Below are 15,987 nucleotides of genomic sequence, written 5' to 3'. Positions count from 1 at the left end.
CGATCTCGTTGACGGTGCGCGGATCCGGACGACCCGCCACCGACGACCTCGCCCGCCACGCCTCGGCTCACCGCTCGAAGAAGGCCGCGCGCCTACCACGAGCCGTGATCCGATCGGCTGTGCGACATGGTGCCGTGAGGTAGATCACTCACGTGCCGACGGATCGGCACCCTCGATCGGGCGACTCCGCCGGCAGCCGCTGCAGCCAGGGCACCTGGCGCTGTTCCTGCGCTATGCCGCCCGGGGGAGCAGGCGGAGGCGGGCCAGGAAGCCGGTCACCCTCGCCGGCACCTCGTCGTCCGACGACCGGGCGCCGGTGACGGCGGCGGCCTCGGCCACGTCGTCGGCGGCCTCCACCGCCGCGTCCCCGCCGTCCACCCACTCCGCCGGACGGAGACGGGGAGGTGGCACGGGAGCCAAGCGGTGGACGTCGGCCGGTCCGTACGCGGACGGCGGCGCGGCGTGGCGGCCGTAGCTCTCGGCTCCGGAACTGCGGAGGACGACCGTGGCGCTCATCGTCGCCGGGTCGGCATCGTGATCCACCGTCCACGGCAGTACCGCTGCATGCTCATCGGATTGCCCCACACCTATCTCATCGGCAGCCGAGGTCGCGTCCGTGACGCTGCCCGGTCGACAGCGCGGCGGCTCCCCCCTCCGGGTGATCCGGGCCTCGGGACGGGTGAACCCGCGCCGTCCCGAGGCCGATGCCCCTGCCATGCACCAGCCAGACCAGGACGCTGCCCTGCGGCGGCGCCCCGGCCGCGCGCTGCTCCTGACCATCGGGCTGGTCGCGCTCTTCGCCACCGGCATCGGGCCGCGGCCGGCCGGCGCGGCGTGGGACCGGACCTACGACGTCGTCCTCTACAACCTGCCCTACCTCGCCGCCGCGGCCGTCTGCGTCATGGCGGCCCGGCGGGTGCGGTCGGAGCGGATCGCCTGGGGCACGCTCGCCGTCGCCCTGGCCCTCGGCGCGCTCGGCAACGTGCTGCGCGTGCTCTCCGCCGGGTTGGAGGGCAACGAACCGTCGTCCACCCTCTCGCACGCGGTCATGCTGGTGGCCTACCTGGCCATGTACGTGCCGGTCGTCGTGCTGATCCGCACCCGGGTGCCGCGCTTCCACCCGAGCATGTGGCTCGACGGGGTGGTGGCCGCCCTCGGCAGCCTCGCCGCCGGCGTCGCCTTCCTCCTGGGCCCCTACCTGCTGACCGACCCCGGCGAGAGACCGGTGGCGGCCGTCGACCTCGCGGCACCGATCACGACGATCCTGCTCATCGGCATGGTCATGGCCGTCGGCGGCATCCTCGGCGTGCGCCTCGACCGCACCTTCGTGCTGCTCGGCGCCGCGCTGGGCCTGATCTGCCTGTCGGACCTCATCCTGTTCGGCCTCAAGGTGCAGGGCACCTACGTCGACGGCGGGCCGCTGGAGCTCGGCTGGCTCCTCTCCGTCGTCCTGGCCGCCGCGGCCGCCGCGGGCGCGGTCGAGCCGCCCCGACTCCTCCGCAGCGGCGGCTCCCGCACCGGCTGGCGGCTGCTCGCCGTGCCGCTCGCCTGCCTGGTCGCCAGCCTCGTCGTGCTCAGCCCCTGGTCGCAGCCCGTGCCCGACGTCGCCGGCTGGCTGGCCATCGGGTGCGTGCTGGCCGGCGTCGTCCGCATCGCCGTCACCTTCCGCGAGGTGCGCGGGTACAACCAGGTCAAGCTGGAGTCGCGCACCGACGAGCTCACCGCCCTCGCCAACCGCCGGGCGCTCATCGAACGGGCCCAGCGGGTCGTCGCCTCGGCCACGCCAGAGCAGCCCGCCGCCCTCCTGCTGCTCGACCTCGACGGGTTCAAGGAGATCAACGACAGCCTCGGCCACTCCGCCGGCGACGACCTGCTCCGCCAGATCGGGCCGCGGCTGCTCGGCTCCCTGCGCGCCGGCGACGTCCTGGCCCGGCTCGGGGGCGACGAGTTCGCCGTCCTGATGCCGGCCGCGGCGGCCGACGAGGCGCGGGCGCTCGCCGAACGGCTGCGCGAGCTGCTGCTCGCACCGTTCACGGTCGCCGACGTCCGGCTGCACGTCGGCGTCAGCATCGGCGTCGCCACCACGCCGGCCCCGGCGGCGACCGTCGAGGAGCTGCTGCACTGCGCCGACGTCGCCATGTACAGCGCCAAGCGCGCCCGCGAGGGGGTGCACGTCTACGTGCCCGACCCCGTCACCGGCACCGCCGGCAGCGACCGCCTGCGCACCATGGAGGAGCTGCGGACCGCCCTCGACGGGGACGAGATCTGCGTCTTCCTGCAGCCGCAGGTGGATCTGCGCGACGGCCGGATCGTGGGCACCGAGGCGCTGGTCCGGTGGAACCACCCCACCCGGGGACTGCTCTCCCCCGCCCACCTGCTGCCGGCGGCCGAGCAGGCGGGGTTGCTGCGACCGCTCACCGACCGGGTGCTCGAACTGGCGCTCACCGCGGCCGCCCGCTGGTGGCCCGAGCGTGAGGTGCCGGTGTCGGTGAACCTGTCGGCGGCGAACGTCACCGACCTCGACCTGGCCGGCAAGGTCGCCGCCGCGCTGCACCGGCACGGCCTGCCCGCGCGGGCGCTCACGCTGGAGCTCGTCGAGGACACCCTCATGGCCGATCCCGAGCGCGGCCGCACGGTGCTCGCCGACCTGCGCGCCTCGGGCGTGCGCACCTCCATCGACGACTACGGCACGGGGTACAGCTCGCTGGCCTACCTGCGGCACCTCCCGGCCGACGAGCTCAAGCTCGATCGCAGCCTGACCGCCGACGTCGACCGCGACCCGCGGGCGGCGGCCATCGTGCAGAGCACCGTCGCGCTGGCCCACGCCCTCGGCCTGAGCCTGGTGGCCGAGGGGGTCGAGACGCTGGCGACGAGTGCCACGCTCGCCCGCCTCGGGTGCGACGTCGCGCAGGGGTACGCCCTCGCGCGCCCCATGCCGGTCGAGGACTTCCTGGACTGGCTGGCCGCCTCCGACTCCGGGCTCGTCGACGCGGCCCTGATCCCGCAGCTGAGCCGGGGGTGGACCGCCGACTGACCCCGCCGGGTGAGGAGGACACCAGGGGGTGACGCGCGACCGGGCGACACGCCGACCACGATCGCCACGCAGCGTTGCCGTTTGTGGACTATGAGCGGGTGACGCCGCCTTCCCCTGCCCCTGACCTGCTCGCTTCCCCTGTCGCCTGGCGCGACCTCGCTCCGGAGATCCTCCGGCAGCGACTCGTGATCGAGGGCTACCCGGCCGCGCCCGTGGACGACGCCCAGATCCGCACGTACCTCTCGGCCCTCTCCCGGGAGGTGGACATGGTCCAGCTCCTCGAGCCGGTGACGCACCGCTCCGACCTCTACGGCTGGGCCGGCTGGATCCACTGGGAGACCTCGGGCGCGCACTTCTACGCCTGGGAGCAGCCGCGGCTGTTCTTCTCCGTCGACATCTACACGTGCAAGGCGTTCGACCCCGACGTCGCCGTGGCGTTCACCGCCGACTTCTTCGCCGCCCGCACCGTCGTCGCGAAGTCCTTCTGACATGGCCCTCCGTCTGCTGGTAGCGCACTCCCCCGCCGAACGGGACGCCGCACGCCAGGTCGAGGCCGACGTCTTCCTGCAGGCCTTCGGCAACACGCCCGAGCTCTTGGAGCAGGAGTACGGCGACTACGAGGCGCGGTCGCGGTTCGTCGCGGTGATCGACGAGGAGAGCGGCGCCGCCCTCGGCACCGCTCGGCTGATCACCGCCGGCGACAGCCCGGTGAAGACCCTGGTCGACGTGGCGGGTGGCCCCTGGCGGCTGCCCGTGGCCGACAGCCTGGGCACGGTCGGCCTCGAGCCCGGCACCGTGTGGGACGTGGCGAGCCTCGCCGTGGACCCCCGGTACCGCGCCGGCGCCGCGGGCGCCGAGGTCAGCGTCGCCCTGTGCCACGGCATCTGGCGGTACGCCCGCAACTGCGGGATCCCCGGCATGGTCACCATCCTCGACGACCGGGTGCACCGGCTGGTGCGCGCGATGGGCCTGCCCTGGCACACGATGGCGGGCGCGACCTCCCAGCCCTACCTCGGCTCCCCCGCCAGCACCCCGTGCGTCTTCGTCGTGCGGACGGCGGAAGCGGAGGTGTACGCGGCCCGCCCGGACCTCGCGCCGGCCCTGGACCACGGCGTGTTCCGCTCGATCACCGTCGACCCGGCCGACCTGGCAGCGACCCGCGGCGTCCTCGTCGAGCCGGCCGAGCCGGCGCTCGCGGAGCCGTTCCGCCGGGACACCACCGGATGGCGGCCGCCGACGGCCCGCCGTCCCGAGCTCTCCGCGAACCCGCCCGCGTAGGCCCCCGACGGCTCACCGGGTGCGGGGGGGGGGGGGGGGGGGGCCCCCCCCCCCCCCCCCCCCCCCCCCCCCCCCCCCCCCCGACCCTGCGGCCGGAACCGGGGCGGTTCCCGGTCCCGCCCTGGCCGCAGCCGCCCGCGCCGTTCCCGCCGGGTGCGTATGCCCCGGGTCCGTTCCCGCCGGGTGCGTATGGCTCGGGTCCGTTCCCGCCGCCTCCTTTCCCCCCGGCGCCCTTTCCCCCGGCCGGCTGGGCCCTCCCGCCGGGCACACCGCCGCACGACGTCCCGCAGCCGTACCTGCGCATCATGCGGACCCGCGACTGGGCCTGGTGGCGGCCGCTGCTGGGGCTGCTCCTGCTGGGGGTGGTCTTCCTGGTGGCCGGCGCGCTGCTCGGGGTGATCGGCATCCTCACCGGCCTCAGCCCCGACCTGGCCCTGATCGAGCTCACCGACCCGGGCACGCTGCTGGTCACCAACGCGACCCTGGCCGTGGGCATCCCGGTGGTGTGGCTGGCCTGGGCCGTGGCGCACGGCATGCGCCCCGGCTGGTCGTCGTCGGTGCTCGCCCGGTTCCGGTGGCGGCTGCTGCCCCGGCTGACGCTGCTGGCGCTGGCCTCGATCGGGGTCGTGATCGGCCTCTCCGTGCTCCTGGGGATCACCGCGGAGGAGGTCGAGGTGACGGGGCCGGTCCCCTCGTGGGGCTGGTTGCTGGCTGTCGTCCTGCTCACCACACCGCTGCAGTCCGCGGCCGAGGAGTACCTGTTCCGCGGCTACCTGAGCCAGGCGATCGCCGGCTGGATCCGCAGCCCGCGCGTCGGTGCCGTGGTGGCCGCGGTGGTCACCGGCGCGCTCTTCTCCCTCGCGCACCTCCCGCCGGACCTCGCCACGTTCCTCGACCGCTTCGCCTTCGCCCTGGCCGCCTCCGCCGTCGTCTGGCTGACCGGCGGCCTCGAGGCCGCGGTCGTCCTGCACGCGGTCAACAACGTGGTGCTGTTCCTGCTGGTGGCGCTGCTGGGTGATGCCGTGGCCACGGACGTGGTGCCGGCGGGGCTGGTTCCGGTGTCGCTCACGCTCACCGCGGTCGGCTTCGGCGGCTACGTCCTGCTCGTCGCCCGGTGGCGGCGGCGGGCGCGGCCGGAGCTGCACACGCCCGCGCTGGACCTGCGCCTCCCGCGGGGCTCGGCGCCCGCCCCGGCCGGCTGACCCGCCGACCGGGGGGGTGGTGCCACCCGCCCGCGCAGCGTCGGGTACAGTTCTCTCCGGCGCCGCGAGGTGCTACCCATGGGGTATGGGGTAATTGGCAGCCCGACGGTTTCTGGTTCCGTTAGTCTAGGTTCGAGTCCTGGTACCCCAGCGAGGAAGCCTGGTTCCTCTTGCAGTACAGCAGTGACACAGCACGGCCCCGTCGTCTAGCGGCCCAGGACGCCGCCCTCTCACGGCGGTAGCGAGGGTTCGAATCCCTTCGGGGCTACGCGATCGAGAGCCCCCGACCACCCGGTCGGGGGCTCTCGCCGTTCCCGGCCCCCGCTGCGGGGGCCGGGAACGGGCATGGCAAGATGTTCTCCGCACGGCCCCGTCGTCTAGCGGCCTAGGACGCCGCCCTCTCACGGCGGTAGCGAGGGTTCGAATCCCTTCGGGGCTACGCGATCGAGAGCCCCCGACCACCCGGTCGGGGGCTCTCGCCGTTCCCGGGCCACTGAGCGGCGGGCTCAGACCTGGAGCAGCTCGTCGTTGCCCGGGAGCCCGTCGGAGCCGTCCGGCGCCGCCGCGCGGAAGGCCATCGGGCGTCCGCAGGATGCGGCCACCCGGGCGGAGTCGGTGAGCTGGACGTGCAGGTGCGGTTCGCTGCTGTTGCCGGAGTTGCCGCACTCCGCGACCTGCTGCCCGGCCGCGACGCGGTCGCCGACGGCCACCCGCACCGAGCCGCGGCGCAGGTGGGCCAGGACAGCATGGGTGCCGTCGTCCCGGCGGACGACGACGTGGTTGCCCAGCATCCACCGCGTGCCGGCCACCTGGCGTACGAAGCCCTCGACGACCAGCAGGAAGATCAGGGACACCCACCCGCTGCGCGCCCGGTGGTCGCGACGGCGGTCGTGGACCCGCACGACCAGGCCGTCGACGGGGGAGCGCACCGGCCGGCCGAACGCCGGGTAGTCGGTCGGCCGCCGCCACTGACCGCCGGAGCCGAACGCGGGACGCGCTCCGTCGCCGGGCTCGGCCGCCAGGTCGATGGCCCATGTCTGGCCCAGCCCGTTGGTGCCGTGCGAGGGCACGCTGGAGGCGGGGGAGTTGACGGCCCGCCACCGGCCCGCGACCGGCGGCTCGACCACCGTCACCGGGTGCTCGGGCGGCCGCACCCGGTCGAGCACCAGGAAGCCGACGATGAGCAGGAACCCGGCGAGGGCGGCCGCGGGCACGCCGCTCCCGCCGACGGCGATGAGCAGGACGCCGGCCGGTGCCAGCGGGGCGCGGCACCGGGCCGCGAGGACGCGCGGGTTCACGACGACACCGCCGCGAGGACGACGTGCAGCGGGACCACCCGCTCGGCGGGCACGGCCCAGCTCCCGCGGGCGGTGGCGCGGAGCCACCCCGCTGCGGTGAGCTGGCGGAGGTGGTGGTGCAGCTGCCCGGTCGTGCCCAGTCCCGGGAGCGCGGCGAGCCCGGCGGTCGTGCGGGTCCCGGCCAGCACCTCCCGCAGCAGCCGGAGCCGGACCGCGTGGGCCAGCGCGGACAGCTCGGCGGCGAGTTCCGCGTCGGCCGAGCCGTCGCCGAGCGCATCCTCCGCGCCGTGCGTGCGCTGCCAGGCGTACTGCTCCCCGCTGGGCAGGCGGACCGAGCCCGCGTAGACGACGGCGCCACCGGGTAGGGCGGCCGCGTCCTCGGCGAGGCCGTCCAGCGCCCAGAACCGTTCCCGCGACCCGGTCTCCGCCGGTGCCGCGGGTGGCCGGCCGGCCCGCTCCGCGGCTGACTCGAGTGCGGCGAGGCGCTGCTCGATCCGGGTGAAGCGGTCCTCGTCGGTCATGGTGCGTCGACCGGCCGGTCGTTCTCCTGCCGCGGCCGGTCGCCGGCGAGCCCGGCGCCCACCGCGATGCCGATCGACCCGAAGAAGAACGGGTTGACCGCGGCGTCGTCCACGACGTGGACCAGCAGGCCCACGACGAAGCCGACGACGAAGCCGGCGAGGGCACCTCGGAGCGTGCGTACGAGAGTGGACCCGGTGCGGTGCATACGACGAATATACGTACCTACGTACTAATAGGCCACGGTGTCGAGCGCCCGGCCGTCGGCGCTGATCGGGCGGCGGTTCCCGGCGAGCTCAGCGCGCGGCGCGGGCGATGGCCGCCGAGGCGTCCAGCACGGCGCCGATGACCTCCGGGCTGGGGCGCCGGCCCAGGCGCTCCACCGGCCCCGAGATCGAGACGGCACCCAGCACGGACCCGTTGCCGTCCCGGACGGGGGCCGACAGCGACGCCACGCCGGCCTCCCGCTCGGCCACGCTGTGCGCCCAGCCGCGGCGGCGCACGTCGAGCAGGGTGCGGGCGGTGAAGCTGGCCGACGGCAGCAGGCGGGTCACCTCGTCGGCGGGCATGAACGCCAGCAGGGCGTGCGCCGCCGAGCCCGCGGTCATGGGCAGCCGGGCGCCGACCGGGACGGTGTCGCGCAGGCCGCTGGTCCGCTCGGCGGCGGCGACGCACACGCGCGTCGCGCCGTCGCGGACGTAGAACTGGGCGCTCTCGCCGGTGGCGTCCCGCAGCGTGACCAGGTGGCGCGAGGCGATCTCGCCGATGTCGGCGGTCGTCCGCCCGAGCTCCGCCAGCGCCGGACCCGGTGCCCAGCTGCCGCTGTCGGTGCGCCGGACGAGGCGGTGCCCCTCCAGGGCGACGGCGAGCCGGTGGGCGGTGGCCCGGGGCAGGCCGGTGCGCGTGACGAGCTCGGCGAGGGTGGCCGGTTCCTGTGCGACGGCATGCAGGATCGACACCGCTTTGTCCAGAACCGCGACCGGGTTAGGCTGTCCCACACAGCAATACTCGCATCCCGAGCAGTGAGACAGTCAACTCGGGATCGACCAGTCACCCGAAGGGGACGCGCCCGTGCCGAAGACCCTGGCCGAGAAGGTCTACGACGCCCACGTCGTGCGCAGCACGTCGGGGGAGCCCGACCTGCTCTACATCGACCTGCACCTGGTGCACGAGGTCACCAGCCCGCAGGCCTTCGACGGCCTGCGCGCCGCCGGGCGCACCGTGCGTCGCCCCGACCTGACGATGGCCACGGAGGACCACAACGTCCCGACCCTGGACATCCTCAAGCCGATCGCCGACCCGATCAGCCGTGCGCAGGTCGACGCGCTGCGCCGGAACGCCGCCGAGTTCGGTATCCGGCTGGCCCCGATGGGTGACCGCGACCAGGGCATCGTGCACGTCATCGGCCCGCAGCTGGGGCTCACCCAGCCCGGCATGACCATCGTCTGCGGCGACAGCCACACCTCCACGCACGGAGCGTTCGGCGCCCTGGCCTTCGGCATCGGCACCAGCGAGGTCGAGCACGTGCTGGCCACGCAGACCCTGCCGCAGTACCGGCCAAAGCAGATGTCGGTCACCGTCGACGGCGAGCTCGCTCCGGGGGTGTCGGCGAAGGACATCATCCTGGCCGTCATCGCCCAGATCGGCACCAACGGTGCGGCGGGACACGTCATCGAGTACCGCGGCGGCGCCATCGAGGCGCTCTCGATGGAGGCCCGGATGACCATCTGCAACATGTCGATCGAGGCCGGCGCGAAGGCGGGGCTCATCGCGCCCGACCAGACCACCTTCGACTTCCTGCGCGGCCGCCCGCACGCCCCGCAGGGCGACCACTGGGACGCCGCCGTCGAGCACTGGCGCACGCTGCGCACCGACGACGGGGCGGTGTTCGACCGCGAGGTGACGCTGGACGCCTCGACGCTCACGCCGTTCGTCACCTGGGGCACCAACCCCGGCCAGGGTCTGCCGATCGACGGCGTGGTGCCCGACCCGGCCCAGTTCGACGACGACGGCGAACGGCGGGCCGCCGAGCAGGCGCTGGCCTACATGGGGCTGACCCCCGGCACCCCGCTGCGCGAGATCAAGGTCGACACCGTGTTCCTCGGGTCCTGCACCAACGGCCGGATCGAGGACCTGCGCACCGCCGCGGCCTTCCTGCAGGGCAAGAAGATCGATCCGGAGACCCGCATGCTCGTCGTCCCCGGCTCGGTCGGCGTGAAGCTGCAGGCCGAGGCCGAGGGCCTGGACAAGGTCTTCGTCGAGGCCGGCGCCGAGTGGCGGGGGGCGGGCTGCTCGATGTGCCTGGGCATGAACCCCGACCAGCTCAAGCCCGGCGAGCGGTCGGCCTCGACCAGCAACCGCAACTTCCAGGGCCGCCAGGGCAAGGGCGGGCGCACCCACCTGGTCTCGCCGTCGGTCGCTGCCGCCACGGCGCTCACCGGCCGCCTCACCGCCCCCGCCGACCTGATCGGAGCCTGAGCCATGGACGCCTTCACCACGCACACCGGCACCGCCGCGCCGCTGCGCCGCAGCGCCGTCGACACCGACCAGATCATCCCGGCCGAGTACCTCAAGCGGATCACCCGCACCGGCTTCGAGGACGGGCTGTTCATCGCCTGGCGGACCAACGAGCCGGACTTCGTGCTCAACAAGCCCGAGTACGCCGACGCCTCGATCCTGGTGGCCGGCCCCGACTTCGGCACCGGCTCCTCCCGCGAGCACGCCAACTGGGCGCTGCTCGACGGTGGGTTCCGCGTCGTCATCAGCTCCCGGTTCGCCGACATCTTCCGCAACAACTCGACCAAGTCGGGGCTGCTCACCGTCGTGCTGCCGCAGGCCGAGGTCGAGGCGCTGTGGACCGCGATCGAGGCCGACCCGGCGACACCGGTGACGGTCGACCTGCGCGCGAAGCAGGTGACCTACGGCGACGTGGCGGTGCCCTTCGAGATCGACGACTACACCCGGTGGCGGCTGCTGGAGGGGCTCGACGACGTCGGCCTCACTGAGCGGCACCTCGACGACATCGAGGCCTACGAGGCGGCGCGCCCGGCCTGGCTCCCGGCGGCGCTGCCCGCGCGCTGAGGCAGCGGCGCGTCCGGGTCGGGCTCGAAGTCGCGGTAGTAGTCCGCGACCAGCGCGCCCGGCCGGCCGCCGAGGGCCCAGACGCTGCCCTTGGCGGCCGGCGGGAGCAGGCCGCGGACGCCGTGGCCGTGCACCCCGAGCGTCTGCAGCACCGAGGGGATCACCCCGCCCTGGCTGCACAGCACCGTCGCCCCGGGGCGCTCCAGCAGCTCCGCCACGAGCGCCATCCCCGCCTGCGGGTCGTCGGCGAAGGACTCCTCGCTCATCCGGGGTGACGGCCGCACGTCCACGGCCAGCCGCTCGGCCAGCGGCTCCACCGTCTGCGTGCAGCGCACCTTCGGAGTGCTGAACACCTCGTCCGGGGCGAACCACGTCAGGGCGTCGGCCAGCTGCTCGGCCTGCCGCCGGCCCTTGTCATCCAGCGGCCGCAGCTCGTCCGGGCCGCCGAACTCCTGCTTGCTGCCGGCGCGGCCGTGCCGCACCAGCAGCAGGCCCACCTCGCGCGGCACGTCGGTGCGGGCGGCGTCGGCGATCACCAGCCGGTCGTGCTCATGGGTGACGAGCGCGGCGGCGTCGTCGGGGGCGAGCCAGCGCAGCTCGTCCACCTCGTCGTTGGCGCCGAAGGAGCCCCCCACGCACCGCATCAGCCAGTAGTCGACGTGCTTGGGCACGCCGTCGACCGCGTACTGGGTCGTCGGGCCCCGGCGTCCGGCGACGATGCGCAGCCCGGTCTCCTCGACCACCTCGCGGCACGCGGCGGCCAGGGCGTGCTCACCGGCGTCGAGCTTTCCCTTCGGCAGCGACCAGTCGTCGTAGCGGGGCCGGTGGACCACGGCGATCTCGATGCCGTCGTCCCCGGCCGGGCGCCACACGACGCCGCCGGCGGCCGCGATCGGTCGCCGCTCAGCCGGCGAGCTCATGGATCCGGTGCATCAGCTCTGCCTGGTAGTCCCGCCCGTCCAGCCGGTCCCACTGCCCGTCGCTGCGCAGCTCCCAGCACCGCACCCCCGGCTCCATGGCCGGGCGCAGGGTCTCCTCCAGCTGCCTGCGGGCCGCCTCGTCGCAGACCCGCAGCAGCACCTCGACCCTGCGGTCGAGGTTGCGGTGCATGAGGTCTGCGCTGCCGATCCACCACTCCGGGTCCCCGCCGTTGAGGAAGGAGATCACCCGGGAGTGCTCGAGGAACCGGCCGACGATCGAGCGCACCCGGATCGTCTCCGACATCCCGGCCACGCCCGGTCGCAGCGCGCAGATCCCGCGGACGAACAGCTCCACCGGCACACCGGCCTGCGAGGCCTCGTAGAGGGCGTCGATGAGGCGCTCGTCGACGATGGAGTTCGCCTTGATGCGGATGCCCGAGGGGCGTCCCTCGCGCGCGTTCCGCGCCTCGCGGCGGATCTTCTCGATGAGCCCGTTGCGGATGCTGTGCGGCGCCACCATGAGCGTGCGGTAGTTCGTCTGCCGCGAGTAGCCGGTGAGCACGTTGAACAGGTCGGTCAGGTCGGCACCCACCCGGGGGTCGGCCGTGAGGATGCCCAGGTCCTCGTAGATCCGGGCGGTCTTCGGGTTGTAGTTCCCCGTGCCGATGTGGCAGTACCGCCGGATGACGCCGTGCTCGCGGCGGACCACCAGCGCCGTCTTGCAGTGCGTCTTGAGCCCCACCAGCCCGTAGACGACGTGGCACCCGGCCCGCTCCAGCGAGCGGGCCCAGCTGATGTTGGCCTCCTCGTCGAACCGGGCCTTGATCTCCACGAGCACCACGACCTGCTTGCCGGCCTCGGCGGCCTCGATCAGCGCGTTGACGATCGGGGAGTCCCCGGAGGTGCGGTACAGCGTCTGCTTGATCGCCAGCACGTTGGGATCGGCGGCGGCCTGCTCGATGAACCGCTGCACGCTCGTGGCGAACGAGTGGTACGGGTGGTGGACCAGCACGTCGCCCTCGCGGAGCGTGGCGAAGACGCTCTTGGGGGTCTCGCCCTCGGAGAGGCGCGGGTGCGTGGCGGGCACGAACGGCTCGTCCTTGAGCTCGGGCCGGTCGAGGTCGTAGAGCGCCATGAGCGAGGCGAGATCGAGCAGCCCGGGCACGTGGACGACGTCCGTGGGGGAGACCTCGAGCTCGGAGACGAGCACGTCGAGGATCCGCGGGTCCATCGGCTCGGCGACCTCGAGGCGGACCGCGGGCCCGAACCGGCGCCGGGCGAGCTCCCGCTCCAGCGCCTGCAGCAGGTCCTCGTCGCGGTCCTCCTCGACCTCCACGTCGGCGTTGCGGGTGACACGGAAGAAGTGGTGGTCGAGCACGTCGAGCCCCGGGAAGAGCTGGGGGAGGTGGGCGGCGATCAGGTCCTCGAGGGGCAGGAAGATGACGGTGTCGTCCCGCGAGGTGACCGACACGAAGCGCGGCACGTTGTTGGGCACCTTGAGCCGCGCGAAGCGGGGGGCGTTGGTGTCCGGGTCGTGCACCGACACCGCGAGGTTCAGCGACAGGCCGCTGATGTACGGGAACGGGTGCGCGGGGTCGACGGCCAGCGGGGTCAGCACCGGGAACACCTGGTCGCGGAAGTAGTCCCGGAGCCGGCGCATCGCGTCCTCGTCCAGGTCGTCCCAGTGGACGATCCGGATGCCGGCCTCCTCGAGGCGGGGCAGCACGTCCTTGTTGAAGACGTCGGAGTGCCGCTGCACCAGCTCCTGCGTGCGGGCGGTCACCCGCTCCAGCTGCTCGCGGATGGTCAGCCCGTCGGGCGAGCGGACGGTGAGACCGGTGCTCTGCCGGCGCTTCAGACCGGCGATGCGCACCATGTAGAACTCGTCGAGGTTGCTGGCGAAGATGGCGAGGAACTTGACCCGCTCCAGCAGCGGGAGCGAGTCGTCCTCGGCGAGCTCCAGCACGCGGGCGTTGAAGTCCAGCCAGGACAGTTCTCGGTTCAGGTAGCGGTCGACGGGGAGGGCATCGGTCCGGGGAGCGCTCTCTGTTGCCACTCCCTCATCGTGCCGTACGGACCCCGATCGCGAGCGAGGACGAGCCCCGCACCAGCGCGGACGTGCGTGGTCCGGCCCCCAGCGCCAGCGCTGCCCGGAGGTCCGCGGGGACGTCGACGTCGCGGCGCAGGCCGGGCCAGGCGCCGGTGAGCCGAACCGCGCCGCCGGCCTGGTGGGCTGCGGCGGAGCCGCGGCCGAACCGCGGGCGCAACGGCGTGCCGACGGCGGTCAGCAGGGTGGTGCCCGTTCCCTGGGCATCGGCCACGAAGCAGCGGGGCGCCGCCTCCGCCTCCGCCAGCGCCGCCGCCAGCTCCACCGGGCGGAGGGCGGGCAGGTCGGAGGAGAGCGCGGCGACGGCGTCCCCGGGAGCGCTCCCGGCGCCGTGCTCGAGCGCGGGGTTCAGGCCGCCGTCCGGTTCGTCGGGCACCGCGCGGGCGCCCAGCCCGCGCACCAGGTCGGCGGCCACCGGCTCGTCGGTGACGACCACCACCGACCCGACCCGCTCGCAGGCCAGCGCCGCGGCCACGGTGTCGGCCAGCAGGGCGAGGACCAGGGCGCCGTGGTCGCCGCCGGGGACGCCGGTGAGCGGCCGCAGCCGGGTCTTGGCGGCGGCGAGGCGCTTCGCCGGGACCACGACCGACCACCTGGACACGACGACAATGTCAGCACACGGTGCCCCGGGACCCCGTCGGCCGGGACCCGGTGCTCCCCCGGCGGCCGCACGGGTCGATCATGGGCTGGCTCACAGGACAGGGAGGGGAGCCGGTGTCGGACGAGACGTCCCCGCGCGGGACGAGCGCGGGCGGACCGGTGCGCGCACCCGGTGCCCGCCGCGCTGCCAAGTGGCGCACCCGGGGGCGCATCTCCTTCCCGCTGTGGCTGTGCATCGTGGTGATCTACCCGGTGTCCGCCCTCATCTTCCGGCTGCGCTACCACCACGCCGAGCGCATCCCGGTCACCGGGCCGGTGCTCCTGGTGGTCAACCACGTGTCGGTGCTGGACCCGCTGGCCTGCGCCCGCCTGGTGTTCGACCGCGGTCGGATCCCGCACTTCCTGGCCAAGGAGGCGGTTTTCAGGGGGCTGGCCGGCACGATCCTGCGGGCGGCCGGGCAGATCCCCGTCGCCCGGTTCTCCAGCGCCGCCCGCGGCGCGCTCGCGGCGGCGGAGGCCGATCTGCGGGCGGGCAACATCGTGGTGGTGTACCCGGAGGGCTCGGTGACCCGGGACCCCGACTGGTGGCCCATGCAGGCGCGCACGGGGGCGGCCCATCTGGCGCTCACCACCGACGCCGTGGTCGTCCCGGTCGCCCAGTGGGGGCCGCAGCGGGTGCACGACTACCACACCAAGAAGCTGCACCTGCGGCTCCGCACGCCCACCCACTACCTCGTGGGCGAGCCGATCGACCTCTCCGCGGCGCGGGCCGAGGTGCGCGCCGGCCGCCCCCTGGAGCCCGCGTTGCTGCGGGAGACGACGGAGCAGATGATGTCCCGGGTCCGCGACCAGCTGGCCGAGCTGCGCGGGGAGCCCGCGCCGCGCGCGGTCCACCCCGCTCCCCGCCGGGAGCGGCACGGCGACCTGCCCGGGAGCGCCGCGTGACCCGGGCGGCGGTCCTGGGCGCCGGTTCCTGGGGCACGACGTTCGCCAAGGTGCTCGCCGACGCCGGCTGCGACGTCCGGCTCCACGCGCGGCGGCCGGAGCTCGTCGATGCCATCACCGACACGCGGGAGAACCCCGACTACCTGCCGGGTGTGCGCCTGCCCGACCGGCTGCGGGCGACCGTCGACCCGGCCGAGGCACTGGACGACGCCGACGTCGTCGTGCTCGCGGTCCCCTCGCAGTCGCTGCGCGGCAACCTCACGGCCTGGCGGGAGCTGCTGCCGCCGGACGCCACGCTGCTCTCGCTCATGAAGGGCATCGAGCTGGGCACGACCATGCGGATGAGCGAGGTGATCTGCGAGATCACCGGCTCCCCGGCTGCGCACGTCGCGGCGTTGTCGGGCCCGAACCTGGCCCGGGAGATCGCCGAGGAGCAGCCGGCCGCCACGGTGATCGCGTGCTCGGACCCCGACCGCGCCGCGGTGCTCCAGGCGGCGTGCCACACCCGGTACTTCCGCCCGTACACCAACCCCGACGTCGTCGGCTGCGAGCTGGGCGGAGCGGTGAAGAACGTCATCGCCCTGGCCTGCGGTATCGCCGAGGGGCTCGGCTTCGGGGACAACACCCGCGCCTCGCTCATCACCCGCGGGCTGGCCGAGACCGCCCGGCTGGGCATCGCGCTGGGCGCCGAGCTGACCACCTTCGCGGGGCTGGCGGGGCTGGGGGACCTGGTGGCCACCTGCAGCTCGCCGCTGTCGCGCAACCGCACCTTCGGCGAGAAGCTCGGCCGCGGCATGACCGTGGAGGAGGTCCAGCAGAGCACCCGGCAGACGGCGGAGGGCGTGAAGAGCTGCCGGTCGGTGTTCGACCTCGCGCGGGCGCACGGCATCGACGTGCCGATCACCGAGGCGGTCCTCCGCGTGTGCCACGAGGGCGAGGCGCCCGGCCGGATGGTGCGCGAGATCATGTCGCGCGAGGCGAAGCCGGAGTGATGGAGTCTGCG

At 74.3% G+C, this 15,987-nt stretch carries 16 protein-coding genes and 3 tRNA genes; 11 read left to right on the top strand and 8 right to left on the bottom strand.

The genetic code is table 11. The features are described from left to right. Positions 1-231: 231 nt before the first annotated feature. Positions 232-516, bottom strand: a complete 285-nt coding sequence (locus ACI8AG_RS10415) for a hypothetical protein (RefSeq protein ID WP_456596973.1) — start codon at positions 514-516, stop codon at positions 232-234. 199 nt (positions 517-715) lie between these two features. On the opposite strand from ACI8AG_RS10415, the gene ACI8AG_RS10410 reads away from it, so the two are divergent. From ACI8AG_RS10410 to ACI8AG_RS10380, 7 genes are all read left to right on the top strand, one after another. Continuing rightward, positions 716-3,034: a putative bifunctional diguanylate cyclase/phosphodiesterase gene (locus tag ACI8AG_RS10410; RefSeq protein ID WP_456596972.1), complete on the top strand. Its 2,319-nt coding sequence runs from the start codon at positions 716-718 to the stop codon at positions 3,032-3,034. A gap of 98 nt (positions 3,035-3,132) precedes the next feature. Continuing rightward, complete coding sequence (locus tag ACI8AG_RS10405; protein ID WP_456588331.1) at positions 3,133-3,522, top strand: S-adenosylmethionine decarboxylase; 390 nt, start codon at positions 3,133-3,135, stop codon at positions 3,520-3,522. 1 nt (position 3,523) lies between these two features. Next, positions 3,524-4,312, top strand: coding sequence for a hypothetical protein (locus ACI8AG_RS10400; protein WP_456596971.1), 789 nt, complete (start codon positions 3,524-3,526; stop codon positions 4,310-4,312). Positions 4,313-4,617: 305 nt separating this feature from the next. Beyond that, positions 4,618-5,514 carry a CPBP family intramembrane glutamic endopeptidase gene (locus tag ACI8AG_RS10395; RefSeq protein WP_456596970.1) on the top strand — a complete coding sequence of 299 codons (897 nt, stop codon included), beginning with the start codon at positions 4,618-4,620 and terminating at the stop codon, positions 5,512-5,514. A 79-nt stretch (positions 5,515-5,593) separates the two neighbouring features. Beyond that, positions 5,594-5,665 (top strand) — tRNA-Gln (locus ACI8AG_RS10390). Positions 5,666-5,709: 44 nt separating this feature from the next. Continuing rightward, positions 5,710-5,782 (top strand) — tRNA-Glu (locus ACI8AG_RS10385). 98 nt (positions 5,783-5,880) lie between these two features. Continuing rightward, a tRNA-Glu gene (locus ACI8AG_RS10380) sits at positions 5,881-5,953 on the top strand. A gap of 67 nt (positions 5,954-6,020) precedes the next feature. On the opposite strand, the gene ACI8AG_RS10375 is transcribed toward ACI8AG_RS10380, so the two are convergent. From ACI8AG_RS10375 to ACI8AG_RS10360, 4 genes are all read right to left on the bottom strand, one after another. After that, positions 6,021-6,812 carry a M23 family metallopeptidase gene (locus tag ACI8AG_RS10375; RefSeq protein ID WP_456596969.1) on the bottom strand — a complete coding sequence of 264 codons (792 nt, stop codon included), beginning with the start codon at positions 6,810-6,812 and terminating at the stop codon, positions 6,021-6,023. Next, the gene (locus tag ACI8AG_RS10370; RefSeq protein WP_456596968.1) at positions 6,809-7,333 is read right to left on the bottom strand and encodes an ArsR/SmtB family transcription factor; all 525 of its coding nucleotides are present in this window, start codon (positions 7,331-7,333) and stop codon (positions 6,809-6,811) included. The genes ACI8AG_RS10375 and ACI8AG_RS10370 overlap by 4 nt, the downstream gene beginning before the upstream one ends. Then, positions 7,330-7,539 (bottom strand): hypothetical protein, encoded by a 210-nt coding sequence (locus tag ACI8AG_RS10365; protein ID WP_456596967.1) that lies wholly within the window; start codon positions 7,537-7,539, stop codon positions 7,330-7,332. The genes ACI8AG_RS10370 and ACI8AG_RS10365 overlap by 4 nt, the downstream gene beginning before the upstream one ends. 88 nt (positions 7,540-7,627) lie before the next feature. After that, on the bottom strand, positions 7,628-8,290 hold the full coding sequence (locus ACI8AG_RS10360) for an IclR family transcriptional regulator (RefSeq protein WP_456588841.1): 663 nt from the start codon (positions 8,288-8,290) through the stop codon (positions 7,628-7,630). Between the two features lie 112 nt (positions 8,291-8,402). On the opposite strand from ACI8AG_RS10360, the gene leuC reads away from it, so the two are divergent. Beyond that, positions 8,403-9,809 carry a 3-isopropylmalate dehydratase large subunit gene (gene leuC / locus ACI8AG_RS10355; RefSeq protein ID WP_456596966.1) on the top strand — a complete coding sequence of 469 codons (1,407 nt, stop codon included), beginning with the start codon at positions 8,403-8,405 and terminating at the stop codon, positions 9,807-9,809. A gap of 3 nt (positions 9,810-9,812) precedes the next feature. Beyond that, the gene (leuD, locus tag ACI8AG_RS10350) at positions 9,813-10,412 is read left to right on the top strand and encodes a 3-isopropylmalate dehydratase small subunit (RefSeq protein WP_456596965.1); all 600 of its coding nucleotides are present in this window, start codon (positions 9,813-9,815) and stop codon (positions 10,410-10,412) included. Here leuD and ACI8AG_RS10345 read toward each other — a convergent pair. From ACI8AG_RS10345 to cofC, 3 genes are read right to left on the bottom strand one after another with little or no spacing between them, the layout of a single operon-like run. Further along, positions 10,361-11,332, bottom strand: a complete 972-nt coding sequence (locus ACI8AG_RS10345; protein ID WP_456596964.1) for an NUDIX hydrolase — start codon at positions 11,330-11,332, stop codon at positions 10,361-10,363. The two genes, leuD and ACI8AG_RS10345, sit on opposite strands and share 52 nt — an antisense overlap. After that, a complete protein-coding gene (locus tag ACI8AG_RS10340; protein WP_456596963.1) occupies positions 11,316-13,388 on the bottom strand; it encodes an RNA degradosome polyphosphate kinase in 2,073 nt (690 codons plus the stop codon). Before ACI8AG_RS10340 ends, ACI8AG_RS10345 begins: the two co-directional genes overlap by 17 nt. Before the next feature lie 4 nt (positions 13,389-13,392). Then, positions 13,393-14,040: a 2-phospho-L-lactate guanylyltransferase gene (cofC, locus tag ACI8AG_RS10335; protein ID WP_456596962.1), complete on the bottom strand. Its 648-nt coding sequence runs from the start codon at positions 14,038-14,040 to the stop codon at positions 13,393-13,395. Positions 14,041-14,153: 113 nt separating this feature from the next. Between cofC and ACI8AG_RS10330 the strand changes: the two genes are divergently transcribed. Beyond that, complete coding sequence (locus ACI8AG_RS10330) at positions 14,154-14,984, top strand: lysophospholipid acyltransferase family protein (protein WP_456596961.1); 831 nt, start codon at positions 14,154-14,156, stop codon at positions 14,982-14,984. Beyond that, positions 14,981-15,976, top strand: coding sequence for an NAD(P)H-dependent glycerol-3-phosphate dehydrogenase (locus ACI8AG_RS10325; RefSeq protein WP_456596960.1), 996 nt, complete (start codon positions 14,981-14,983; stop codon positions 15,974-15,976). Before ACI8AG_RS10330 ends, ACI8AG_RS10325 begins: the two co-directional genes overlap by 4 nt. Positions 15,977-15,987: the final 11 nt, after the last annotated feature.

The sequence above is a fragment of the Blastococcus sp. SYSU DS0552 genome (assembly GCF_054050815.1).
The sequence above is the reverse complement of the archived record's forward strand: the minus strand, read 5'-3'. Positions and strand labels throughout refer to the sequence as shown.

What these genes read in the sequence shown, in the direction of transcription:
- ACI8AG_RS10415 (WP_456596973.1), bottom strand. Translation starts at nt 516, where the DNA reads ATGAGCGCCACGGTCGTCCTCCGCAGTTCCGGAGCCGAGAGCTACGGC.
- ACI8AG_RS10365 (WP_456596967.1), bottom strand. Translation starts at nt 7,539, where the DNA reads ATGCACCGCACCGGGTCCACTCTCGTACGCACGCTCCGAGGTGCCCTC.
- ACI8AG_RS10400 (WP_456596971.1), top strand. Translation starts at nt 3,524, where the DNA reads ATGGCCCTCCGTCTGCTGGTAGCGCACTCCCCCGCCGAACGGGACGCC.
- ACI8AG_RS10345 (WP_456596964.1), bottom strand. Translation starts at nt 11,332, where the DNA reads ATGAGCTCGCCGGCTGAGCGGCGACCGATCGCGGCCGCCGGCGGCGTC.
- ACI8AG_RS10395 (WP_456596970.1), top strand. Translation starts at nt 4,618, where the DNA reads ATGCGGACCCGCGACTGGGCCTGGTGGCGGCCGCTGCTGGGGCTGCTC.
- ACI8AG_RS10410 (WP_456596972.1), top strand. Translation starts at nt 716, where the DNA reads ATGCACCAGCCAGACCAGGACGCTGCCCTGCGGCGGCGCCCCGGCCGC.
- leuD (WP_456596965.1), top strand. Translation starts at nt 9,813, where the DNA reads ATGGACGCCTTCACCACGCACACCGGCACCGCCGCGCCGCTGCGCCGC.
- ACI8AG_RS10370 (WP_456596968.1), bottom strand. Translation starts at nt 7,333, where the DNA reads ATGACCGACGAGGACCGCTTCACCCGGATCGAGCAGCGCCTCGCCGCA.